The following is a 24,084-nucleotide window of genomic DNA, read 5'->3' on the forward strand; positions in this document are numbered from 1 at the left end:
GAGAATCATGTTCCAGTTATCTGTTCAGGATATCCACCCGGGCGAACAGGCCGGGAATAAAGAAGAGGCTATTCGCCAGGTCGCCGCTGCGCTCGTGCAGGCTGGCAACGTGGCGGACGGCTACGTCAACGGCATGCTGGCGCGTGAACAGCAGACCTCCACCTTCCTCGGTAACGGTATTGCAATTCCGCACGGCACCACGGACACCCGCGATCAGGTGCTGAAAACCGGCGTGCAGGTTTACCAGTTCCCGCAGGGCGTGCTCTGGGGCGAGGGGCAGGTGGCTTACGTGGCGATCGGTATCGCGGCCAGCGGTGACGAACACCTGGGCCTGCTGCGTCAGCTGACGCACGTGCTGAGCGATGATGCCGTCGCGGAACAGCTTAAATCCGCCACCACTGCTGAAGAGCTGCGTGCCCTGCTGATGGGCGAAAAACAGAGCGAAGCGCTGAAGCTGGATAATGAAACCCTGATGCTGGACGTCGTCGCGTCCGATCTGGTGACGCTCCAGGCGCTGAACGCGGCTCGCCTGAAAGAGGTGGGGGCGGCTGATACCGCCTTTGTGACCCGCACCATCAATGATAAGCCTTTAAACCTGGGTCAGGGCATCTGGCTGAACGACAGTGCTGAAGGCAACCTGCGCAGTGCTATCGCGGTCAGCCGTGCTGCGGTTGCCTTTGAGACAGACGGCGAACGCGCCGCGATGCTGGTAACGGTTGCCATGGCTGACGATCAGCCGGTTTCCGTGCTGAAGCGCCTTGGCGATCTGCTGCTGAACAATAAAGCTGAAAAACTGCTGAACGCAGACGCGGCGACGGTGCTGGCCCTGCTGACCAGCGACGATGCGCTGACGGACGACCTGCTGAGCGCGGAGTACGTGGTGCGTAACGAACATGGCCTGCATGCCCGTCCGGGCACCATGCTGGTGAATACCATTAAACAATTTGAAAGTGAGATCACCGTGACCAATCTGGACGGTTCGGGTAAACCAGCCAACGGGCGCAGCCTGATGAAAGTTGTCGCGCTGGGTGTGAAGAAAGGCCATCGTCTGCGTTTTACCGCGCAGGGTGCTGATGCTGAACAGGCGCTGAAAGCGATTGGCGACGCCATCGCGGCCGGTCTGGGGGAGGGCGCATAATGAGCAGACGTGTTGCGACCATTACGCTGAACCCGGCTTACGATCTGGTGGGCTTCTGCCCGGAAATTGAGCGTGGCGAAGTTAACCTGGTGCGAACCACCGGCCTGCATGCTGCAGGGAAAGGGATTAACGTGGCGAAGGTGCTGAAAGATCTCGGCATCGATGTCACCGTTGGCGGCTTCCTTGGCAAAGACAACCAGGACGGTTTTCAGCAGTTGTTCAGTGAACTGGGCATCGCCAACCGTTTTCAGGTTGTGCAGGGCCGTACCCGTATTAACGTTAAGCTGACCGAGAAAGACGGTGAAGTGACCGATCTGAACTTCTCCGGCTTCGAAGTGACCCCGGCTGACTGGGAGCGCTTCGTTGCCGATTCCCTGAGCTGGCTGGGCCAGTTTGACATGGTGTGCGTCAGCGGCAGCTTGCCGTCCGGCGTCAGCCCGGAAGCGTTCACCGACTGGATGACGCGCCTGCGCAGCCAGTGCCCGTGCATTATTTTTGACAGCAGCCGCGACGCGCTGGTCGCCGGTCTGAAAGCCTCGCCATGGCTGGTTAAGCCTAACCGCCGTGAACTGGAAATCTGGGCGGGCCGTAAGCTGCCAGAATTAAAGGATGTGATTGACGCTGCCCATGCGCTGCGCGAGCAGGGTATCGCTCATGTGGTGATTTCGCTGGGTGCAGAAGGTGCCCTGTGGGTTAACGCCTCCGGGGAATGGATTGCCAAACCGCCTTCTATGGAAGTGGTCAGCACCGTGGGTGCCGGGGATTCGATGGTTGGCGGCCTGATCTACGGTCTGCTGATGCGCGAATCCAGTGAACATACCCTACGCCTTGCTACCGCCGTTGCGGCCCTGGCCGTGAGCCAGAGCAATGTCGGTATTACCGATCGTACCCAGTTAGCCGCGATGATGGCGCGCGTTGACTTAAAACCTTTTAACTAACAGCAGGAGAGGAATAATGAAAACGCTGCTGATCATTGACTCCGGTCTCGGACAGGCTCGTGCCTATATGGCGAAGACCCTGCTGGGCGCGGCGGCACAAAAAGCGCACCTGGATATCATTGATAACCCGGGTGATGCTGAAATGGCGATTGTTCTGGGCGACAAAATCCCCGCGGACAGCGCCCTGAACGGCAAAAAAGTATGGCTGGGCGATATTAACCGCGCGGTGGCACACCCTGAACTGTTTCTGAGCGAAGCAAAAGGTCATGCGACGGTTTACAGCGCACCCGTTGAGGCCGCGCCGGCCGCAACCGCTGGGCCGAAACGCATTGTTGCGGTAACGGCCTGCCCGACAGGTGTGGCTCACACCTTTATGGCGGCTGAAGCCATTGAAACCGAAGCGAAAAAACGCGGCTGGTGGGTGAAGGTTGAAACTCGCGGCTCTGTTGGCGCGGGTAATGCCATCACGCCGGAAGAGGTGGCCGAAGCCGATCTGGTGATCGTGGCGGCCGATATCGAAGTGGATCTGGCGAAGTTTGCCGGTAAGCCGATGTACCGCACCTCAACCGGCCTGGCGCTGAAGAAAACTGCGCAGGAGTTTGATAAAGCGCTGGCGGAAGCCAAACCTTATCAGGCGACCGGTGCGGCTAAGACGCCTGGCGAAGGTAAGAAAGAGTCTGCGGGTGCCTATCGTCACCTGTTAACCGGGGTTTCCTACATGCTGCCGATGGTGGTGGCGGGCGGCCTGTGTATTGCGCTCTCCTTTGCCTTTGGTATCGAAGCCTTTAAAGAGCAGGGCACGCTGGCGGCAGCGTTGATGCAGATTGGTGGCGGCTCCGCGTTTGCGCTGATGGTGCCGGTGCTGGCGGGCTTTATCGCCTTCTCCATCGCTGACCGTCCGGGTCTGACGCCGGGTCTTATCGGCGGTATGCTGGCCGTGAGCACTGGTTCTGGCTTTATCGGCGGTATTATTGCCGGTTTCCTTGCCGGTTACGTGGCGAAGCTCATCAGCTCTAAGCTGAAGCTGCCGCAGAGTATGGAGGCGCTGAAACCTATCCTGATCATCCCGCTGATTTCCAGCCTGGTGGTCGGTCTGGCGATGATTTACCTGATTGGTAAGCCGGTCGCGGGCATTCTGGAAGGTCTGACCCACTGGCTGCAAACCATGGGGAGGGCGAACGCGGTGCTGTTGGGCGCAATCCTCGGCGGTATGATGTGTACCGACATGGGCGGTCCGGTAAACAAAGCGGCATACGCGTTCGGCGTTGGCCTGCTGAGTACCCAGACCTATGCGCCTATGGCGGCGATCATGGCGGCAGGTATGGTGCCTCCGCTGGCACTTGGCCTGGCGACAATCATTGCCCGTCGTAAGTTCGATAAAGCGCAGCAGGAAGGCGGCAAAGCGGCACTGGTGCTGGGTCTGTGCTTCATTACCGAAGGCGCAATCCCGTTTGCGGCGCGCGATCCAATGCGTGTTCTGCCATGCTGTATCGTCGGCGGTGCGGTAACGGGAGCTATCTCCATGGCGGTAGGTGCGAAACTGATGGCACCGCACGGCGGTCTGTTCGTCCTGCTGATCCCTGGCGCCATCACGCCGGTGCTGGGCTACCTGCTGGCGATTGTTGCCGGTACGCTGGTGGCGGGTCTGTCTTACGCGGTGCTGAAGCGTCCGGAAGCGGAAGTGGTCGCAAAAGCAGCCTAAAAGAGGTGTCGGGTGGCGGCTTCGCCTTACCCGACCTACAAAAAAGCCGGGTCGCGTTAAGCGCCCGGCTTTTTTTATGCCGCCTGTTCAGCGGTCTGCTGTGCCTTCAGCCAGGCAATCTCTTCTGCCCAGATATCCGGATTGATGGTTTCCAGCACCATTGGAATGCCGTCGAAGCGGGCATCCTGCATGATAAAGCGGAACGCATCGTGGCCGATATTACCTTCGCCCAGGCTGTGGTGACGGTCTACGCGGCTGCCGAACGCGCTTTTCGCATCGTTTAAGTGCATACCGCGAAGATACTTAAAGCCAACAATACGTTCGAACTCCTCGAAGGTATTTTTTGTGGCCTCGGTTGTGCGCAGGTCATACCCGGCGGCAAACGCGTGGCAGGTATCAATGCACACGCCCACGCGGGATTTGTCTTCCACGCCGTCGATGATCGCCGCCAGATGCTCAAATTTAAAGCCGAGGTTGCTGCCCTGACCGGCGGTATTCTCAATCACCGCCGTCACGCCCTGGGTTTTATCCAGCGTCATGTTGATGGACTCGGCGATGCGCGCCAGACAGGCGTCTTCGTCGATTTGCATCAGATGGCTACCGGGATGGAAGTTCAGCAGCGTCAGCCCCAGCTGTTCGCAGCGCTGAACCTCATCCAGGAATGCTTCGCGGGATTTTTCCAGCGCCTCAGCAACCGGGTGGCCGAGGTTAATCAGGTAGCTGTCGTGCGGGAGGATCTGCCCAGGCCCATAGCGGTATTTCTCGCAGGCGGCTTTGAAGTCATCAATCACTTCCGCGGTGAGGGGAGCTGCGCGCCACTGGCGCTGGTTTTTGGTGAACAGGGCGAAAGCGGTCGCCTCGATTTCGGCGGCGCGAATGGCGGCATTCGCAAGGCCACCGGCAGCGCTGACGTGCGCTCCAACATATTTCATAAAAAGACTCCTGTTAACCCGAAATGCCTATGATAGCGGGTTAACAGGAGAAGGACGAGATGGTTTATGCCAACAGGCTGTGTACTGCAAGGTTAATCGCACCGCCGCCAACAATCAGCCAGATGAACAGCACCAGCGCCATCAGCAGCGGTTTCGCCCCGGCTTTTTTCAGCGCGCTGACGTGCGTGGTGACGCCCAGCGCCGCCATCGCCATCGCCAGCAGGACCGTATCCAGCGTGACCAGCATATCCACCATCGCTTTTGGCAGCAGGTGGAAAGAGTTGAAGATAGCGACCACGATGAACAGGATCGCAAACCACGGAATGGTGATTTTGCTTTTCTCGCTGCCGCCTGCAGGAGCCAGCTGTTTAACCCGCGCCGCAAGGAAAATCAGGAACGGGGCCAGCATCATCACGCGCAGCATTTTGGCAATGACCGCCGCGTTTTCCGCTTCCGGGTTAATGGCGTGACCTGCCGCCACCACCTGCGCCACTTCGTGCATGGTTGAGCCGATATAAATGCCGTAGGTTTCCGGGCTAAACCAGTGCGCCACCAGCGGATACATGGCTGGATACAGGAAGATCGCCAGCGTACCGAAGATAACTACCGTCGCGACGGCAACCGTGACTTTACTGGCTTCGGCTTTGACTACCGGCTCTGTTGCCAGTACAGCCGCTGCGCCGCAGATGCTGCTACCCGCACCGATCAGCCAGCTGGTCTGTTTGTCCAGTCCAAAGATCTTCTGGCCGATAAAGCACGCCAGTAAAAAGGTGCTCGAAAGGGTCAGGACGTCGATGGCAATCCCGCTGACACCCACATCCGCAATCTGCGAAAAGGTGAGACGGAAGCCATAAAGGATGATCCCGAGACGTAATAAAAGCTGCTTGGCGAAAATCACGCCGCCGTCGCAGGATTTCCAGATGTGCGGGTAAACGGTGTTCCCGACCACCATGCCGAGCAGAATGGCCAGCGTCAGGGCGCTGAACCCTGCACTGGCAACAGCCGGTATACTGCCACCCCATAAGGCCACGCCGGTAACCACGGCGCTGAGCGCGAGACCCGGCACGAAGTGCCACACTGTACGATGATGTTGTAAGGTGATTTCTGACATAACCTTCTCCTTTGTCTGGCTAAAGGTTACGGCGCTCTGGCTTAAAAATAAAATTGATTATATATTTATAATCAATCTTTATAAGTGGTAAGCAACCATGCACATTACATTGCGTCAGCTGGAAGTTTTTGCCGAGGTGCTGAAAAGCGGCTCGACAACCCAGGCGTCACAAATGCTGGCGCTCTCGCAGTCCGCCGTTAGCGCGGCCTTGACCGATCTTGAAGGGCAACTGGGCGTCCAGCTTTTCGACAGGGTAGGAAAGCGACTGGTGGTGAACGAACATGGCCGCCTGCTGTATCCGCGTGCCCTGGCCTTGCTTGAGCAGGCAACGGAGATCGAACAGCTGTTCCGCGAGGACAACGGCGCTATTCGCGTCTACGCCAGCAGCACGATCGGTAACTACATCCTGCCGGAAGTGATCGCCCGCTACCGCCGGGATTTTCCGACCCTGCCGCTGGAGATGAGCGTCGGCAACAGCCAGGACGTGATTAACGCGGTGATTGATTTCCGCGTGGACATCGGTCTTATCGAAGGGCCGTGCCACAACGTCGATATCATTGCGGAGCCCTGGCTTGAGGATGAGCTGGTGGTGTTTGCTTCCCCGGCCTCTTCTTTACTCAAGGGCGAGGTTACGCTGGAGCGTCTGGCGCAGGCGCAGTGGATCCTGCGAGAGCAGGGCTCCGGCACGCGTGAGATTGTCGATTATCTACTGCTGTCCCATCTGCCGCAGTTCCAGCTAGGGATGGAGTTAGGTAACTCCGAGGCCATTAAGCATGCCGTACGTCATGGCCTGGGCATTAGCTGTCTTTCCCGACGGGTGATCGCCGAACAGCTGGAAACCGGCTCTCTGGTTGAGATCCCCGTTCCGCTGCCGAAGCTGGTGCGCACGCTGTGGTGCATCCACCATCGTCAGAAACACCTTTCCAGCTCGCTCCAGCGTTTTCTGCGCTACTGCGAGATGTAAAAGCGCCCCTCACCCTGGCCCTCTCCCCAAAGGGGAGAGGGAAAAATTATGCTTTACTTATAATCCTGGCCGAGTCATGAAGCTCTCTTATAACTGAGCATTTCTGCCGGAAGCAACGCAGATCGTCTGCTACAATCGCGCCTCATTTATTGAATGGACAGCATTTTCACATGGTTTCAGAAACTAAAACCACAGAAGCGCCCGCGCTACGTCGCGCACTTAAGGCGCGTCACCTGACAATGATCGCCATTGGCGGCTCCATCGGTACGGGTCTTTTCGTTGCCTCTGGCGCAACAATTTCGGCAGCCGGCCCGGGTGGGGCATTATTCTCTTATATTCTGATTGGCCTGATGGTCTACTTCCTGATGACCAGCCTGGGCGAACTGGCGGCATACATGCCGGTGTCTGGTTCGTTTTCGACCTACGGACAAAAATACGTTGAGGAAGGCTTCGGCTTCGCGCTGGGCTGGAACTACTGGTACAACTGGGCGGTGACCATCGCCGTTGACCTCGTCGCCGCACAGCTGGTGATGACCTGGTGGTTCCCGGACACGCCAGGCTGGATCTGGAGCGCCCTGTTCCTGGCGGTCATCTTCCTGCTGAACTACATCTCCGTGCGCGGCTTTGGCGAAGCGGAATACTGGTTCTCTTTGATTAAAGTGGCAACCGTCATCATCTTTATCGTCGTCGGTGTGGCGATGATCGTTGGTATTTTCAAAGGGGCCGAACCGGCGGGCTGGAGTAACTGGACAATAGGCGATGCGCCGTTTGCCGGGGGCTTCTCGGCGATGATTGGCGTGGCGATGATTGTCGGCTTCTCCTTCCAGGGCACCGAACTGATTGGCATTGCGGCCGGTGAATCCGAAAACCCGGAGAAGACCATCCCGCGCGCGGTGCGTCAGGTGTTCTGGCGTATCCTGCTGTTCTACGTGTTCGCGATCCTGATTATCAGCCTGATCATTCCGTATACCGACCCAAGCCTGCTGCGTAACGATGTGAAAGACATCAGCGTCAGCCCGTTCACCCTGGTCTTCCAGCACGCGGGTCTGCTCTCTGCGGCGGCGGTGATGAACGCGGTGATCCTGACGGCGGTACTGTCTGCGGGTAACTCCGGGATGTACGCCTCTACCCGCATGCTCTACACCCTGGCCTGCGACGGTAAAGCGCCGCGTATTTTCTCGAAACTGTCTCGCGGTGGCGTGCCACGCAACGCGCTGTATGCGACCACGGTGATTGCGGGTCTCTGTTTCCTGACCTCCATGTTCGGCAACCAGACGGTCTACCTGTGGCTGCTTAACACCTCTGGTATGACGGGCTTCATTGCCTGGCTGGGCATTGCCATCAGCCACTACCGTTTCCGTCGCGGGTACGTCAAGCAGGGTCATGATCTGAATAATCTGCCGTACCGGTCAGGGTTCTTCCCGCTGGGGCCGATCTTCGCCTTCGTTCTGTGCCTGATCATTACCCTGGGCCAGAACTATGAGGCCTTCCTTGCGGACACCATTGACTGGGGCGCCGTCACGGCCACCTATATCGGCATTCCGCTGTTCCTGATCATCTGGTTTGGCTACAAACTGACGAAAGGAACGCGCTTCGTTCGCTACAGTGAAATGGATTTCCCGGAACGATTCAAACAATAACCGCACTTCCTCTCTTTTAGCCCGCTCAATCGAGCGGGCTTTTTTATGGGCAGATCAGAAGCTGTAAGTCATGCCAACGGTATAGCGACGGCCATCCAGCACGGTGTCATACGTATCGTAATCAATCTGCTTATCGAGCACGTTATACACACCGGCAGTAACCAGCAGGTTTTTGTTGGCGTTGTAGCGCATACCGACATCAACCTGAGTGTAGGACGGTGTGCCCTGAGACATAGACGTGCGGCTCAGGTACTCAGACGTTTTACCGCGCAGGTTCAGACGGCTCCAGAAGCCGACGTCGGGCGTCGCCTGCCAGTCCAGGGTGGTGTTGAACATGTGTTTTGGCATTTTGTTCAGTGGCTTGCCGGAGAACTGGCCGCTCTTCTGCTCGGATTCCGTATAGGTGTAGTTTGCAGTCCAGTTCACATCGCGCGTGATTTTCCAGCCGAACGAGGACTCCACACCGCGCATATTGGCTTTGTCCACGTTGACGCGATCGCTGACGAAATCATAGCTATGATCGCCAATCGTACAGGCGGGATCGGCGCTGCTGTTACAGCGGCGAACTTCCGTAATCTTGTCCTTGAAGTCGGTATTAAACAGCGTTACGCCGGCATTCAGGTTATCGTTGTTATCCCAGAGCAGGGCGAGCTCTTCGCTCAGGCTCTTCTCTGGTTTCAGATCCGGGTTGCCAACGATGATACCGTCAAGACGGCCGCCACCCGTTACCTGGCCCCAGCTGGCAGACGACTGACGCAGATCCGGCGCACGATAGCCAGCAGAAACCCCGCCTTTCAACGTCCACTGATCGGCCAGGTGCCATACGCCGTAACCGCGAGGCGTCCAGTTCGTCCCGTAGTTTTGGTCTTTATCCATACGCAGGCCGCCGGTCAACGTAAAGCTTTCCGTCATTGACCATTCATCTTCGGCAAACAGGGCCCAGCTCCAGCGCGTCAGTTTGTTCAGGCCGTCAGCAGCTTCCAGCTGATTACCCTTGTCGCGCAGTTTCTCATAGCGGTACTGCCCGCCGAGGGTCAACGTATGATCGCCGAGGAAGATCTGGTTCTGGTTGTTAAAGGTGGTGTTGTAGGAACGCATTTTGCGACCTGGATTATTGGTCTCTTCCTGCTGGATATAGCTGGTGGTATTGAAGTCGTCGTAATAACCACTGTGGGTTAACGAGTAGGTCGTGTGCTCATAGCGCGAGTCGCTTTTGGTATTTGGCGTACAGGTTGTTCCCCGGCAGGTTTCAGCTGCTTTCGACATCCCCGGGGTGCTGTTTCTGTCCTGAAGCTCGCGAGCAAAGTCGAGATCGAAATCGTTCTTCTCGTCCGGCGTGAAGTTCAGCGTAATGCCACCGTTACGCATTTTCTGCTCGTTATAGCCGTTCACGATTTTATCTTCTGCGCGGCGTGACAACAGCCCCGTCACTTTTGCACCCAGCAGCCCGTCAATCAGGGGACCAGAAGCGTAGGCGTTGGTCTGGAAGATATCGCCGGAATCATGGTTTTCCTGGAAGGTTGCATCGCCATGCAACGAACCGGTCCAGGCTTTGGTGTTCGAGACTTTTTTGGTAATGACGTTAATGACGCCACCCATAGCATCGGAGCCGTAAAGCGAGGACATCGGGCCGCGGATGACCTCGATGCGCTCAATGGACTCCAGCGGCGGCAGCCAGCCTTGTTCAATACCCGAGTTGTCGCTGTTGGGGCGGGTGCTTCGCGTACTGACGCGTTTGCCGTTCACCAGGAACAGGGTGTACTGAGAGGCCATGCCGCGAATACTGATATCACTGCTACTTCCACCGCCGGTGACGACGACGCCCGGGACATCTCTCAGGGCATCGGTAACATCACGGTAGGCTTTATCTTCAATCTGCTGTTTTGAAATCACAGAGATGGAGGCGGGGGCATTCTGGATCTTTTGTTCAAAACCCGTCGCGGTAACGACAACGGTATCCTGATCGGCTGCGTGAACGAAGGGGGAACATGTGGCAGCGCCAATGGCGACGGCCAGGAGCTTAATGCGTGGTATTGTCATTTGTACATTCCGTATAAAAATGAAAAAAACTCCATCGGGATAACCCTGAGAACTGTATGTTTTTGTCTTGTAAGAACTCTTTGAGATGGAGAAGAGCCTGGAATTGTACAAAAGAATGTAGAATTGTAAACACAAATGATAATTGAAATCATTTGTGTTTGAGTGAGGGCGACGGAAAACAGGCTGGATTCAAGCGGATAGGATTATGTAAATGAGGGGAAAGGCCCGACAGGCGAGAGGCTATCGGGAAAAAGCTGTATTTACGCGAACAAATGTGTCGCATGGAAGCGAAGATGATCTTCAATAAAGGACGCCATAAAGTAATAGCTGTGATCGTATCCCGGCTGTATGCGCAGAGTCAGCGGCCAGTCCTTCTGGCGCGCGGCTTCCGCCAGCAACGCAGGCTGTAACTGCCCGGCGAGGAACTGATCGGCATCACCCTGATCCACCAGCATCGGGATAGCGTCTTCTGGCTGGCTTGCCAGCAACAGCGCACAGCTGTCCCATTCCTGCCATTTCTCTGCATCCTCACCCAGATAGTGCGTGAAGGCTTTTTGCCCCCACGGCACCTGCGTTGGGTTCACAATCGGCGCAAATGCGGACACGCTGGTGTATTTCCCCGGATTTTTCAGCGCCATTATCAGCGCCCCGTGGCCACCCATCGAATGTCCGCTTATCGCGCAGCGCTCGCTGACCGCGAACTGAGAATGCACCAGGGCAGGCAGTTCATCGCGAATGTAGTCATACATGCGGTAATGGCTCGCCCAGGGTTGTTCCGTGGCGTTGAGATAGAACCCGGCGCCTTTACCCAAATCGTATCCGGCATCGTCGGCCACGTCATCGCCACGCGGGCTGGTATCTGGCATCACCAGCGCAATGCCCAGTTCGGCAGCAATACGCTGGGCACCCGCTTTGGTGGTGAAATTTTCGTCGTTGCAGGTCAGGCCTGAAAGCCAGTACAACACCGGTGGATTGTCCGCAGGGGGCAGGAAAATGCTGAACGTCATAGCACAGTTCAGCGTGGTGGAGTCGTGCCGCCAGCGCTGCTGTCGACCTTCAAAACAACGATGCTCTTCGAGCAGTTCCATGCAGGGCTCCTTATCCGAAAGACTATTCATAAAACGCATAATACAGAGTTTTCATTGACCTGTGAGCAACTTTCACTTTCGCAGGACGGCGAGATGTTGCATCATAAATTTACTTTTCTTTAACAATTGGAGCGATCATGGCGCTGCGTATCGCGCTCAGCGGATTTGTGGTTCTGGTCGTGGCGATGGGGATAGGGCGCTTCGCCTTCACGCCTCAGGTGCCGCTGATGATTGCCGCCGGGCAACTCACGCTTACCAGCGCGGGGCTGGTGGCGGCAATGAACTACCTGGGCTATCTGGTGGGGGCATGGGATGCTATGCGCGCTCATCGCTTCGTTGAAACGCGTCTCTGGCTTGGCATCACTGGCGCGGTGGCGCTGACGCTGCTCTCTGCGGCGGCAGATAATGCTGTCGTTCACGGTCTGCTGCGCTTTGTGATCGGCTGCATGAGCGGCTGGTCGATGGTGCTGATTGCCGCCTGGACCAACGAGCGGCTGGGGCAGCTGGGCAAGCCGGGGCTTAGTGCAGCCGTCTTTGCCGGACCCGGGGCCGGCATCGCCCTGAGTGGCCTGCTGGCGGTCTATATTCAGGCGAGATCCCTGTCTGCCGGCGCGGCATGGCAAATCTACGGCGTACTGGCGTTGGTGCTGATTGCGCTGGTGGCGCGCTACCTGCCGCGCGCGGGCCAGCTTCATCGCCCCGGTACCGCGCCTGAGCCGTTGCTGCTGACTGCAGATCTCAGGCGTCTGGTCTGGAGCTACAGCCTGGCAGGGTTCGGCTATATCCTCCCTGCGACCTTCCTGTCGCAAATGGCGGCGGTGCGTTTCCCGGGCAGCCTGTTTGCCCAGTTTGTCTGGCCAATATTTGGCGCCGCCTCGGTGGTGGGGATTGCGCTCAGTATTGCCCTGCGGCATACATCAAGCGCTAACCGCAGGCTGGCGATTGTTCTCTGGTTACAGGGGATAGGCGTGCTGGCGGCCTGGCTGCTGCCGGGCATTGGCGGCTTGCTGACGGGTGGGCTGCTGGTGGGCGGCGGGTTCCTCTGCGCCGTGCAGCTCTCTCTTCTGTACGGTCGCGAGCTGGCGCCAGATCATACGCGTTATATGGCGGGACTGCTCACCACCGGGTATGCCATTGGTCAGCTGATTGGTCCGGTCACGTCGGCACTCTCGACCTGGCTCACGCACCGGCTGGAACCTGCGCTGGGGCTGGCGGGGATCGCGCTGTTCGCTGGCGGAGCGTTAGTCTGGAACCGTCAGGCTGAAAGGCAACAGCAATTGCAATAATTATCGACGTGAATACTGGATTATGTGCGTCGCCTCACGCACAATGAGCGCACACTTTTGCCACAACGAGGGCAAAAGACGCCACACCTGCAGGAGAAAAGAATGTCATCACTCAGTAAAGAAGCAGCCCTTGTCCATGAAGCGCTGGTTGCGCGCGGTCTTGAAACGCCACTGCGCCCGCCCGTGCAGGAGCTGGACAATGTTACCCGCAAGAGTCTGATCGCCGGCCATATGACGGAGATCATGCAACTGCTGAATCTCGATCTGAGCGACGACAGCCTGATGGAGACGCCGCACCGCATCGCGAAAATGTACGTCGACGAAATTTTCTCCGGCCTGGATTACGCGAACTTCCCGAAAATCACCGTCATTGAAAACAAGATGAAGGTCGATGAGATGGTGACGGTACGCGATATCACGCTGACCAGCACCTGCGAGCATCACTTTGTGACCATCGATGGTAAAGCGACGGTGGCCTATATTCCAAAAGATACGGTCATTGGCCTGTCCAAGATCAACCGCATCGTGCAGTTCTTTGCCCAGCGTCCTCAGGTGCAGGAGCGTCTGACGCAGCAGATCCTGACCGCACTGCAAACCCTGTTGGGGACTAACAACGTGGCGGTGTCTATCGACGCGGTTCACTACTGCGTGAAAGCGCGTGGCGTGCGTGATGCAACCAGCGCGACTACCACCACCTCGCTGGGCGGCCTGTTCAAATCGAGCCAGAACACTCGCCAGGAGTTTCTGCGCGCCGTGCGCCACCACAACTAATCAGACAGGGCAGGGACCATGGAGCGAAACGTCACGCTCGATTTTGTTCGCGGCGTCGCCATTCTCGGTATCCTGCTGCTGAATATCAGCGCCTTCGGTCTGCCGAAGGCCGCCTATCTGAACCCTGCGTGGTATGGCGACATCACGCGCAGCGACGCCTGGACGTGGGCAATCCTTGATCTCTTCGCACAGGTTAAATTTCTGACCCTCTTTGCGCTTCTGTTTGGCGCGGGACTTCAGCTTCTCCTCAAACGCGGTACGCGCTGGATCCAGTCGCGTTTAACGCTGCTGGTTATCCTCGGTTTTATTCACGGGCTGCTTTTCTGGGACGGCGATATTCTGCTCGCGTATGGTCTGGTGGGCCTGATTTGCTGGCGGCTGATCCGCGACGCGCCCGGTGTAAAAAGCCTCTTTAACACTGGCGTGATGCTCTATGTCATGGGACTGGCCGTGTTATTGCTGCTTGGCATGATCGCTGATGCTTCCACCAGTCGTTCGTGGATCCCGGATGCGGCCAATCTGCAATATGAGCAGTTCTGGAAGCTGAAAGGCGGCATAGAAGCGATCGGCAACCGGGCCGATATGCTCGGCGATAACCTGCTGGCGCTGGGGGCGCAATACGGCTGGCAGCTGGCGGGGATGATGCTGATGGGCGCAGCCCTGATGCGCACCGGCTGGCTGAAAGGAGAATTTAGCCTGCGACACTATCGTCTCACAGGCGCTGGCCTGGTACTGCTCGGCGTGATGATTAACCTTCCGGCGGTGATCTTACAGTGGCATCTTCAGTGGGATTACCGCTGGTGCGCGTTCCTGTTACAGCTCCCGCGAGAGCTGAGCGCGCCGTTCCAGACCATTGGCTATGCGGCGCTGATCTATGGCTTCTGGCCCCGGCTTTCTCGCCTGTGGATTGTCAGTGCGGTGGCCTGCGTTGGACGGATGGCGTTAAGCAATTACATCCTGCAAACGCTGATATGCACCACGCTTTTCTACCGATTCGGCCTGTTTATGAAATTCGACCGCCTGACGCTGCTGGCGTTTGTTATTCCGGTCTGGATTGTTAACGTGGTGTTTTCAGTTATCTGGCTGCGTTTTTTCCGCCAGGGCCCGCTGGAGTGGGTATGGCGACGGTTAACCGCCCTTGCGTCGGGCGTGTCATTGCGTAATACATCCAGATAACGATCTGGATCACAATCATTAACAAAACGGATGTAAGCGTTTTCATCTGTGTGAGCTTCTTCACGTAGTCTCCTCTCTCTCGCTGCCAGAATAGCCACCTTGCTAAACACAGGGGGTGTCTGTGAGTTGCTGCAATCCTTTTAAGGGTGGTGAATATGATCACCATTCGTGACGTCGCCCGCCAGGCGGGTGTTTCTGTTGCTACTGTCTCCCGCGTGCTGAACAACAGTGCGCTGGTCAGCCCTGAAACGCGTGAAACCGTAATGAAAGCCGTGACCCAGCTGGGGTACCGGCCAAACGCCAATGCTCAGGCGCTGGCGACGCAGGTCAGCGATACCATTGGTGTCGTGGTGATGGACGTGTCGGACGCCTTCTTCGGCGCGCTGGTCAAAGCGGTGGACGTCGTTGCCCAGCAGCACCAGAAATATGTGCTGATTGGCAACAGCTATCACGAGGCTGAAAAAGAGCGTTATGCCATTGAGGTACTGATCCGCCAGCGCTGTAACGCCCTGATCGTGCACTCTAAAGCCCTGAGCGATGAAGAGCTGGCCGGGTTTATGGAGCAGATCCCCGGCATGGTACTGATCAACCGTATCGTCCCCGGCTACGCGCACCGCTGCGTCGGTCTGGATAACATCAGCGGCGCGATGATGGCGACGCGGATGCTCATCAGCAACAGCCATCAGCGCATTGGTTATCTGGCCTCCAGCCACGGTATTGAAGACGACATGATGCGCCGCGAGGGCTGGCAAAACGCCCTGAAAGAGCAGGGCATTGCGCCGCTGGAAAGCTGGGTAGGTACCGGTTCGCCGGACATGCAGGGCGGTGAAGCAGCAATGGTGGAACTGCTGGGGCGTAATCTTCAGCTGACGGCCGTGTTTGCCTATAACGACAGTATGGCGGCAGGTGCGCTTACCGCGCTGAAAGATAATGGCATTGCGGTGCCGCAGCATTTATCGCTGATCGGCTTTGACGATATCCCGATTGCCCGTTACACCGATCCGCAGCTGACAACGGTGCGTTACCCCATTGCGTCGATGGCGAAACTGGCGACAGAGCTGGCGTTACAGGGGGCGGCAGGGCTGTTAGATCCTGACGCAACGCATTGTTTTATGCCGACTTTAGTACGCCGCCATTCGGTCGCTATCCGACAAACTGTGGCTCCGATCACTAACTGATAACATCACGTGATGTAACCGTTTTCAATCTGTGAGTAAATTCACAGTATCTTAACAAGCCGCTGTCTATGATGTCAGCGTTTTAGGGGCTGAAACACAATGTAACGGTGATTATTCACTTTTACCGTTACCAGCATGCCTCAAACAACGAATAAAACGCATTTCTGGAGCGTTACCGAACACGGAAGCTGGACATTTTATAAGTGAACTTCGGCGATCAGTAACGTTTTATTAACATCTGCCCGCCGACCGTTTTTCACAAGAACTACCCTGCATAAAAAAAACCGGAGATACCATGAATAAGAAGGTGTTGACTCTGTCTGCTGTCATGGCAAGCATGCTTTTTGGCGCAGCAGCACACGCAGCGGATACCCGTATTGGCGTGACTATCTATAAATACGACGACAACTTCATGTCCGTTGTGCGTAAAGCAATTGAAAAAGATGCTAAATCAGCGCCAGACGTGCAGCTGCTGATGAATGACTCCCAGAATGACCAGTCTAAACAGAACGATCAGATTGACGTTCTTCTGGCAAAAGGCGTGAAAGCGCTGGCTATTAACCTGGTTGACCCGGCTGCGGCAGGTACGGTGATCGAGAAAGCACGCGGCCAGAACGTGCCGATTGTCTTCTTCAACAAAGAGCCTTCCCGTAAAGCGCTGGACAGCTACGATAAAGCGTATTACGTGGGTACTGACTCCAAAGAGTCCGGGATTATCCAGGGCGATCTGATTGCGAAACACTGGGCGGCGAACCCAAACTGGGATATGAACAAAGATGGTCAGATTCAGTTCGTTCTGCTGAAAGGCGAACCGGGCCATCCGGATGCTGAAGCACGTACCACCTACGTTATTAAAGAGCTGAACGACAAGGGCCTGAAAACCCAGCAGCTGGCGTTAGACACCGCAATGTGGGACACCGCTCAGGCGAAAGATAAGATGGATGCGTGGCTCTCTGGCCCGAACGCCAACAAAATTGAAGTGGTCATCGCCAACAACGATGCAATGGCAATGGGTGCTGTTGAAGCGCTGAAAGCACACAACAAATCCGCCATTCCTGTATTCGGTGTGGATGCTCTGCCAGAAGCGCTGGCGCTGGTGAAATCTGGCGCAATGGCCGGTACCGTGCTGAACGATGCTAACAACCAGGCGAAAGCCACCTTCGATCTGGCGAAAAACCTCGCTGATGGTAAAGGCGCTGCTGACGGCACCAGCTGGAAAATTGAAAACAAAATCGTTCGCGTTCCTTACGTGGGCGTAGACCAGTCCAACCTGGCTGAGTTTATCGGTAAATAAGTTATCTGAATTGTCTTCACTGGGCGCAATTCGTTGCGCCCTTTTATAACGCGATATGCGAGGCCAACAAGGTATAATTATGGTCAGCACAACTACTCAGTCGTCCGGTGAATACTTGTTGGAAATGACCGGTGTTAACAAGTCATTCCCCGGTGTTAAGGCGCTCGATAATGTTAATTTAAAAGTTCGTCCTCACTCTATTCATGCGTTAATGGGTGAAAACGGTGCGGGTAAATCAACATTATTAAAATGCCTTTTTGGGATCTATCAAAAAGATTCTGGCAGCATTCTTTTTCAGGGAAAAGAGATCGACTTCCATTCAGCGAAAGAAGCGCTGGAGAACGGTATCTCGATGGTACACCAGGAATTAAACCTGGTTCTGCAACGTTCAGTTATGGATAATATGTGGTTGGGCCGCTATCCAACCAAAGGTGTCTTTGTCGATCAGGATAAAATGTATCGCGACACCAAAGCCATTTTCGATGAGCTGGATATTGATATTGACCCGCGCGCACGCGTCGGGACATTATCCGTTTCCCAGATGCAGATGATCGAAATTGCCAAAGCGTTCTCCTATGATGCGAAAATCGTGATCATGGATGAACCGACATCGTCATTGACGGAAAAAGAGGTTAACCACCTTTTTACCATCATCCGTAAGCTGAAAGATCGCGGCTGCGGCATTGTCTATATCTCACATAAAATGGAAGAGATCTTCCAGCTGTGCGATGAAATTACCATCCTGCGCGATGGCCAGTGGATTGCCACCCAGCCGCTGGAAGGGCTGGACATGGACAAGATCATCGCCATGATGGTTGGCCGTTCATTGAACCAGCGCTTCCCGGATAAAGAAAACAAGCCGGGCGAAGTGATTCTGGAGGTGCGTAACCTGACCTCACTGCGTCAGCCGTCCATCCGCGATGTCTCTTTCGATTTGCACAAGGGCGAGATCCTTGGTATCGCAGGGCTGGTGGGCGCTAAGCGCACCGATATCGTGGAAACCCTGTTTGGTATCCGTGAGAAAGCCGAAGGCACCATTACCCTGCACGGTAAGAAAATCAACAACCATAATGCCAACGAAGCCATTAATAATGGTTTTGCGCTGGTGACGGAAGAGCGGCGTTCCACCGGTATTTACGCTTATCTTGATATTAACTTTAACTCGTTAATTTCTAATATTCGCAATTACAAAAACAAGGTCGGGTTGCTGGATAATTCCCGCATGAAGAGCGATACCCAATGGGTGATTGACTCCATGCGCGTGAAAACGCCGGGCCACCGCACGCAAATTGGCTCACTCTCGGGAGGGAACCAGCAGAAAGTCATTATTGGTCGCTGGCTGTTAACCCAGCCTGAAATACTGATGCTGGATGAACCTACGCGCGGTATCGACGTGGGTGCAAAATTCGAGATTTACCAGCTGATCGCAGAGCTGGCGAAAAAAGATAAAGGGATCATTATTATTTCTTCCGAAATGCCGGAATTGTTAGGGATCACAGACCGTATTCTGGTTATGAGCAATGGTCTCGTTGCCGGTATTGTTGAAACCAAAACGACAACGCAAAACGAAATTTTGCGTCTTGCGTCTTTGCACCTTTAAGATCAGGGGCTCCTCATGAGTGCGTTAAATAAAAAAAGTTTTCTCACTTATCTGAAAGAAGGCGGTATTTACGTTGTTCTTTTAGTCTTGCTGGCGATAATTATTTTCCAGGACCCAACGTTCTTAAGTCTGCTGAACTTAAGTAATATTCTGACCCAGTCTTCCGTACGTATTATCATCGCACTGGGCGTGGCAGGGCTCATCGTTACCCAGGGGACAGACCTTTCGGCAGGGCGCCAGGTGGGTCTGGCGGCGGTTATTGCGGCAACCCTGTTGCAGTCGATGGAAAACGCCAACAAGGTGTTCCCGGAGATGGCGACCATGCCGATTTTCGTGGTTATCCTGATCGTATGCGCCATCGGCGCGGTAATTGGCCTGATTAACGGCATCATCATTGCTTACCTGAACGTGACGCCATTCATCACCACGCTTGGCACGATGATCATCGTTTATGGTATCAACTCCCTGTACTACGATTTCGTCGGCGCGTCTCCAATCTCTGGCTTCGAAAGCGGCTTCTCGACCTTCACGCAGGGGTTTGTTGCGCTGGGCAGCTTCCGTCTCTCCTATATCACCTTCTATGCGCTGATTGCGGTGGCGTTCGTCTGGATCCTGTGGAACAAAACCCGCTTCGGTAAAAACATCTTTGCTATCGGGGGTAACCCGGAAGCGGCGAAAGTCTCCGGCGTCAACGTGGCTCTGAACCTGCTGATGATTTATGCCCTGTCCGGTGTGTTCTACGCCTTCGGCGGGATGCTGGAAGCAGGCCGTATCGGCTCTGCCACCAACAACCTCGGTTTTATGTACGAGCTGGATGCGATTGCGGCCTGCGTGGTCGGCGGCGTCTCCTTCAGCGGCGGCGTGGGTACCGTGCTGGGCGTGGTGACCGGTGTGATCATCTTCACCGTGATCAACTACGGCCTGACCTACATCGGCGTGAACCCGTACTGGCAGTACATCATCAAGGGCGCGATCATTATCTTCGCGGTTGCCCTGGATTCACTGAAGCACGCGCGTAAGAAATAAGTTCTTCAGAATGGAAAGGCCCGCTCACGTAGCGGGCCTTTTTTTGCCCGGTGGCGCGACGCTTACCGGGCCTACAAAATCGCGATCGTAGGTCGGGTAAGGCGAAGCCGCCACCCGACATCAGTTATTACTTCTTCTGCATTTCCAGCAGCTGCTCCGGCGTAACCGCCGGATAGCCTTGCGCATTTTCAGGCACTTCGTGCATCGTTGGGATCGGCACCAGCGGGCCTAAAAAGCGCGGTTCACGTTTGAACAGATACAGGTCAGCCAGCGCGCCAAAACGGGCGCCAAACTCGCGTACGCGCACGCTCAACATATCCTTTGGCGACGGCACGGCGTAGCACTGGGCCTGGATCCCCATATGAAGGGCGATAAACAACGCCCGCTCGCAGTGGAAACGCTGGGTGATGATGATGAAATCGTTGGTGTCGAACACCTTGCGGGTACGCACGATGGAATCAAGCGTGCGGAACCCGGCGTAGTCGAGCACGATATCGGCCGGGTCGACGCCTGCGGCAATCAAATCTTTGCGCATCGTCACCGGCTCGTTATAGCTTTGCAGGGCGTTATCGCCGCTCAGCAGCAGATAGTTCACCTTGCCGCTGTTATAGGCGTTCAACGCGCCCTGAATACGATATCGGTAATACTGATTGATGACGCCGGTGCGGTAATACTTGGCGGTGCCAAGCACCACGCCAACCTGGCGGTAGGGGAGGTCCTGTAGGTCATCAAAAATGTAGGGAGCTGTTTTCCAGCTCATCCAGCGGTCGAGACCCAGCACGATCAACAGCAGTATGCCGACCAGGACAGACAGGCTGTAAAACACGCGCTTTAACATGCAGATGGCTCGTACCGATGATGAAATTTCCCTCAGGCTACTGTACCCGCCTGGTTAGCGCAAGAAACAGCGATTCAACTGAGGGGTTTTTCGTCAGACTGGCGGGCAAATTTGCCCGCCGAACAGATTATGCCAGCAGCACGCGGTCGATGGTTGAACAGCCCAGCGCTTTCAGCGTGGCTGCGGTCGCGTCCCACTGGATCAGCGGTGCATCGGCCTTTTCAGCGAGGATCGCGCGCTGAATATCCGGGTAGTCATACCCGTTCAGGCTGAGCAGGTTCAGGGCGCCCTGGAGCGGAGGCAGCGTCGGGTTAAACGCGGCGTTCTCTGCATAGCTGCCGGTGAAGATGCGGCCGTCGCGGCACTGAAGGGCGACGCCGCTTGGTGATTTGCTGTATGGCGTGTGGCTTTTATTGGCGGCGGCAATGGCCGCTTCGCTGAGCGCATCCCCTGAGAGCGCGTAACCGTGGTCCTGCTCGTCCATCAGCAGGGTTTTGATCTCAAGATCTTTAGGGCCAAAAGCATCCGGCAGGTAATCACCCAGCGTATGCGGCGCGCGTCCCGGCAGGTTGATACGCAGTTCAAGACCGCTGTTCAGCTCATTCATAAACTGGCGGCAGTGGCCGCAAGGGGTATAGTTGACGGTGATGGCGCGCAGGGCCTTTTCGCCGCGCAGCCAGGCGTGACTGATGGCACTCTGCTCCGCATGAACGGTTTGCTGCATGGTCGCACCGAGAAACTCCATGTTCCCGCCGAAGTACCAGGTCCCGCTCACGCCGCGCGCAATTGCGCCTACGTTAAAATGGGAAAGGTCAGCGCGGGCGCAAGCAGCCGCCAGCGGCAGCAGGGCGAAAGCCAGCGCGTCTTCGTCCAGCCCCGTTGCCTGTTTAAGCGTCGTGACCTGATCTGCCGTCAGCAGGGCGGGGAAATGCGCATCCGCCAGAACCGGAGCCAGGGCTGATTGCAAATTCTCTGCAAGCTGAGAGAAAGCAGCTTGAAAACGTGGATGCATGACGTTGCCTCATCAAGGTTAATGGATCGGTAGTGTACGGAGCCGTACGGCCTTTATATGTGATCCAAATCTCATTATGTATGCAACTTATGAAATGAAAATGAAATTTGCGCGACGCATCGCAAATTTTAGCCCATTACTGCCAGAATAATCGGGAAGATAAACGGCGCGAGCAGGGAGGTTATAATCCCGCAGATCACCAGTGCCAGCGAGCTGAATGCCCCTTCCTGATAATCCAGCTCCGCGCAGCGTGCGGTGCCCAGCGCGTGCGAGGCGGTACCCATCGCCAGACCGCGCGCCGCTTTGGTCCGGATTTTCATGATATTCAGCAGCGTATGACCAAACACCGCGCCCAGGATACCGACGAAGATCACGCACACGGCGCTGATGGCCGGAATGCCGCCGATGCTGCCGCCCACGGCCATGGCAATCGGCGTAGTAACGGATTTAGGCAGGATAGAGGCGGCGATCTGCGGCGATGCGCCCATCAGTAAGGCCACCGAGGTACCGGTGATCATCGCAACAAGGCTACCCACAAAGCAGATGGTTATGATGGATTTCCAGCGCGCGCGGATCTGATGCAGTTGCTCATATAAAGGAAACGCCAGCGCCACCACGGCAGGCTGCAACAAATCGTTGAGGATCTTGCTCCCGGCGAAGTAACGTTCATAAGAAATGCCGGTGAGCAGCAGAAAAGGAATAATCACCACCATGGCGACCAGCAGCGGGTTGAGCAACGGCATTTTGAAACGAACCGCAAGCTTACGCGCAGCAAAGAACACCACCAGGGTTAACGGCAGGGACCACCAGATATTCGCCATCATTTTTTTGTTTTCTCCCCAATGACCTTACGTTCGCCATGCACAATGTGTGAGCTCCAGCTGACGACCAGGAAAACCACCAGCGTACTGATGGCGCAGGAGACCACTATCGGGCCAAACTGCGCCTTAAGCACATCGTAATACTGCATAACCCCAACGCCGATAGGCACAAAAAGCAGGGCCATATAGCGAATGAGAACGAAGCACCCCGGGTTGACCCATTTCGCGGGCAGCACCTGTAATGCCAGCAGCACAAACAGGATCAACATGCCGATAATGCTACCGGGGATGGTAATAGGCAGCAGCGACGCGATAAAAATGCCGGCGTACAGGCAGGCATAAATCAGGACGAAGGCGCGAAGGTATTGCCAGATAGTATTCAGTGATTTGCTCATGGTGAAAGTCCTTGCTGAGACGTATTCATCATACAATTAAACCTGAAAATGTGCCACGGATCACATCATGAATTTTGGGCATACCAGACATTCCAGAATGGAACGCCGGGCTTTCAACATACATAGAGAGCAGCTACTATAGCGCGTCTTTTTTCACAGGTACTCAGAATGCGTGTTTTACTGGCCCCGATGGAAGGCGTGCTCGACTCTCTTGTGCGCGAGCTGCTTACCGAGGTGAACGATTACGATCTCTGCGTGACGGAGTTTTTGCGCGTGGTCGATATGTTGCTGCCAGAAAAATCATTTTATCGTCTCTGTCCGGAACTGCATCGTCAGAGCCGCACCCCCTCCGGTACGCTGGTGCGCGTCCAGCTGCTCGGCCAGTATCCTGAGTGGCTGGCGGAAAACGCCGCCCGCGCGGTAGCGCTTGGCTCGTACGGTGTCGATCTTAACTGCGGCTGTCCGTCAAAGCTGGTCAACGGCAGCGGCGGCGGGGCGACGTTACTCAAAGATCCGGAATTGATTTATCGCGGCGCAAAGGCCATGCGTGAGGCGGTGCCATCGCATCTACCGGTGACGGTCAAAGTGCGTCTGGGATGGGACAGCGGCGACAGGCAGTTTGAAATTGCCGACGCGGTGCAGCAGGCGGGCGCCACCGAGCTGGTGGTGCACGGGCGAACCAAAGAGGATGGTTATAAAGCCGAGCGCATTAACTGGCAGGCGATTGGCGAGATCCGCAGACGGCTTACTATTCCGGTGATTGCTAACGGCGAAATCTGGGATTATGAGAGCGCGCAGGCCTGCCTCAAAGAGACCGGCTGTAATGCCGTGATGATTGGCCGCGGTGCGCTGAACGTGCCGAACCTCAGCCGGGTGGTGAAATACAATGAGCCGCGGATGCCGTGGGCGGACGTGGTGAAACTCCTGCAAAAATACACGCGGCTGGAAAAGCAGGGCGATACCGGGTTGTATCACGTCGCGCGCATTAAGCAGTGGCTGAGTTATTTACGGAAAGAGTACGACGACGCGCTGGGATTATTTCAGGAGATCCGTACGCTACAGACGTCGGCGGATATTGCCCGTGTGATCCAGTCGAAGCACTGAGTGAAGTGTGAATACGTTTGCCCGGCGCGG

21 protein-coding genes are annotated in these 24,084 nt (G+C 56.0%); 13 read left to right on the forward strand and 8 right to left on the reverse strand.

Annotated elements, in window-relative coordinates; genetic code table 11:
• The first annotated feature begins 7 nt into the window (after positions 1–7).
• From fruB to fruA, 3 genes are read left to right on the forward strand one after another with little or no spacing between them, the layout of a single operon-like run.
• Positions 8–1,138: a fused PTS fructose transporter subunit IIA/HPr protein gene (fruB, locus tag ACOTZP_RS15060; protein WP_022648705.1), complete on the forward strand. Its 1,131-nt coding sequence runs from the start codon at positions 8–10 to the stop codon at positions 1,136–1,138.
• Positions 1,138–2,076 carry a 1-phosphofructokinase gene (gene fruK / locus ACOTZP_RS15065; RefSeq protein WP_006811313.1) on the forward strand — a complete coding sequence of 313 codons (939 nt, stop codon included), beginning with the start codon at positions 1,138–1,140 and terminating at the stop codon, positions 2,074–2,076. Before fruB ends, fruK begins: the two co-directional genes overlap by 1 nt.
• A 16-nt stretch (positions 2,077–2,092) precedes the next feature.
• Positions 2,093–3,778, forward strand: a complete 1,686-nt coding sequence (gene fruA / locus ACOTZP_RS15070) for a PTS fructose transporter subunit IIBC (protein ID WP_271074994.1) — start codon at positions 2,093–2,095, stop codon at positions 3,776–3,778.
• A 74-nt stretch (positions 3,779–3,852) separates the two neighbouring features.
• Here fruA and nfo read toward each other — a convergent pair whose 3' ends face one another.
• Both nfo and ACOTZP_RS15080 read right to left on the reverse strand, forming a co-directional pair.
• Entirely contained in the window at positions 3,853–4,710 is an 858-nt protein-coding gene (gene nfo / locus ACOTZP_RS15075; RefSeq protein ID WP_032623904.1) for a deoxyribonuclease IV, read from the reverse strand.
• Between the two features lie 64 nt (positions 4,711–4,774).
• On the reverse strand, positions 4,775–5,821 hold the full coding sequence (locus tag ACOTZP_RS15080) for a YeiH family protein (protein ID WP_421633747.1): 1,047 nt from the start codon (positions 5,819–5,821) through the stop codon (positions 4,775–4,777).
• 97 nt (positions 5,822–5,918) lie between these two features.
• Here ACOTZP_RS15080 and yieE point away from each other — a divergent pair, with 97 nt between their 5' ends.
• Both yieE and ACOTZP_RS15090 read left to right on the forward strand, forming a co-directional pair.
• Positions 5,919–6,785: a DNA-binding transcriptional regulator YeiE gene (gene yieE / locus ACOTZP_RS15085; RefSeq protein ID WP_045308655.1), complete on the forward strand. Its 867-nt coding sequence runs from the start codon at positions 5,919–5,921 to the stop codon at positions 6,783–6,785.
• A gap of 170 nt (positions 6,786–6,955) precedes the next feature.
• Positions 6,956–8,425: an amino acid permease gene (locus tag ACOTZP_RS15090; RefSeq protein ID WP_022648700.1), complete on the forward strand. Its 1,470-nt coding sequence runs from the start codon at positions 6,956–6,958 to the stop codon at positions 8,423–8,425.
• A 54-nt stretch (positions 8,426–8,479) separates the two neighbouring features.
• Here the strand turns inward: ACOTZP_RS15090 and ACOTZP_RS15095 are convergent, their stop codons facing one another.
• A complete protein-coding gene (locus ACOTZP_RS15095) occupies positions 8,480–10,465 on the reverse strand; it encodes a ligand-gated channel protein (protein WP_271074992.1) in 1,986 nt (661 codons plus the stop codon).
• Positions 10,466–10,725: 260 nt separating this feature from the next.
• The gene (fghA, locus tag ACOTZP_RS15100) at positions 10,726–11,553 is read right to left on the reverse strand and encodes an S-formylglutathione hydrolase (protein ID WP_032623907.1); all 828 of its coding nucleotides are present in this window, start codon (positions 11,551–11,553) and stop codon (positions 10,726–10,728) included.
• Positions 11,554–11,690: 137 nt separating this feature from the next.
• Here fghA and ACOTZP_RS15105 point away from each other — a divergent pair, with 137 nt between their 5' ends.
• The 7 genes from ACOTZP_RS15105 to mglC all read left to right on the forward strand — a co-directional run bounded on the left by ACOTZP_RS15105 (position 11,691) and on the right by mglC (position 19,884).
• The gene (locus ACOTZP_RS15105; protein WP_022648697.1) at positions 11,691–12,839 is read left to right on the forward strand and encodes a YbfB/YjiJ family MFS transporter; all 1,149 of its coding nucleotides are present in this window, start codon (positions 11,691–11,693) and stop codon (positions 12,837–12,839) included.
• Between the two features lie 102 nt (positions 12,840–12,941).
• The gene (folE, locus tag ACOTZP_RS15110) at positions 12,942–13,610 is read left to right on the forward strand and encodes a GTP cyclohydrolase I FolE (protein ID WP_017383384.1); all 669 of its coding nucleotides are present in this window, start codon (positions 12,942–12,944) and stop codon (positions 13,608–13,610) included.
• A gap of 18 nt (positions 13,611–13,628) precedes the next feature.
• On the forward strand, positions 13,629–14,786 hold the full coding sequence (gene yeiB, locus ACOTZP_RS15115; RefSeq protein WP_271074991.1) for a DUF418 domain-containing protein YeiB: 1,158 nt from the start codon (positions 13,629–13,631) through the stop codon (positions 14,784–14,786).
• A 155-nt stretch (positions 14,787–14,941) separates the two neighbouring features.
• Positions 14,942–15,964: an HTH-type transcriptional regulator GalS gene (galS, locus tag ACOTZP_RS15120; RefSeq protein ID WP_271074990.1), complete on the forward strand. Its 1,023-nt coding sequence runs from the start codon at positions 14,942–14,944 to the stop codon at positions 15,962–15,964.
• A gap of 295 nt (positions 15,965–16,259) precedes the next feature.
• The gene (gene mglB / locus ACOTZP_RS15125) at positions 16,260–17,258 is read left to right on the forward strand and encodes a galactose/glucose ABC transporter substrate-binding protein MglB (protein ID WP_022648695.1); all 999 of its coding nucleotides are present in this window, start codon (positions 16,260–16,262) and stop codon (positions 17,256–17,258) included.
• A 79-nt stretch (positions 17,259–17,337) separates the two neighbouring features.
• Positions 17,338–18,858: a galactose/methyl galactoside ABC transporter ATP-binding protein MglA gene (mglA, locus tag ACOTZP_RS15130; RefSeq protein ID WP_003859320.1), complete on the forward strand. Its 1,521-nt coding sequence runs from the start codon at positions 17,338–17,340 to the stop codon at positions 18,856–18,858.
• Positions 18,859–18,873: 15 nt separating this feature from the next.
• The gene (gene mglC / locus ACOTZP_RS15135; protein WP_271074989.1) at positions 18,874–19,884 is read left to right on the forward strand and encodes a galactose/methyl galactoside ABC transporter permease MglC; all 1,011 of its coding nucleotides are present in this window, start codon (positions 18,874–18,876) and stop codon (positions 19,882–19,884) included.
• Between the two features lie 127 nt (positions 19,885–20,011).
• Here the strand turns inward: mglC and sanA are convergent, their stop codons facing one another.
• From sanA to ACOTZP_RS15155, 4 genes are all read right to left on the reverse strand, one after another.
• Positions 20,012–20,722, reverse strand: coding sequence for an outer membrane permeability protein SanA (gene sanA / locus ACOTZP_RS15140; RefSeq protein WP_022648693.1), 711 nt, complete (start codon positions 20,720–20,722; stop codon positions 20,012–20,014).
• Positions 20,723–20,849: 127 nt separating this feature from the next.
• Positions 20,850–21,734 (reverse strand): cytidine deaminase, encoded by an 885-nt coding sequence (gene cdd, locus ACOTZP_RS15145; protein ID WP_022648692.1) that lies wholly within the window; start codon positions 21,732–21,734, stop codon positions 20,850–20,852.
• Between the two features lie 128 nt (positions 21,735–21,862).
• Positions 21,863–22,558 carry a CidB/LrgB family autolysis modulator gene (locus ACOTZP_RS15150; protein ID WP_022648691.1) on the reverse strand — a complete coding sequence of 232 codons (696 nt, stop codon included), beginning with the start codon at positions 22,556–22,558 and terminating at the stop codon, positions 21,863–21,865.
• The gene (locus ACOTZP_RS15155) at positions 22,555–22,950 is read right to left on the reverse strand and encodes a CidA/LrgA family protein (RefSeq protein WP_022648690.1); all 396 of its coding nucleotides are present in this window, start codon (positions 22,948–22,950) and stop codon (positions 22,555–22,557) included. Before ACOTZP_RS15155 ends, ACOTZP_RS15150 begins: the two co-directional genes overlap by 4 nt.
• Before the next feature lie 168 nt (positions 22,951–23,118).
• Here ACOTZP_RS15155 and dusC point away from each other — a divergent pair, with 168 nt between their 5' ends.
• Positions 23,119–24,054, forward strand: coding sequence for a tRNA dihydrouridine(16) synthase DusC (dusC, locus tag ACOTZP_RS15160; protein ID WP_058646980.1), 936 nt, complete (start codon positions 23,119–23,121; stop codon positions 24,052–24,054).
• Positions 24,055–24,084: the final 30 nt, after the last annotated feature.

It is taken from the genome of Enterobacter cloacae complex sp. SYL001 (genome assembly GCF_049237025.1).
Taxonomy (GTDB): Bacteria; Pseudomonadota; Gammaproteobacteria; order Enterobacterales; family Enterobacteriaceae; genus Enterobacter; species Enterobacter intestinihominis.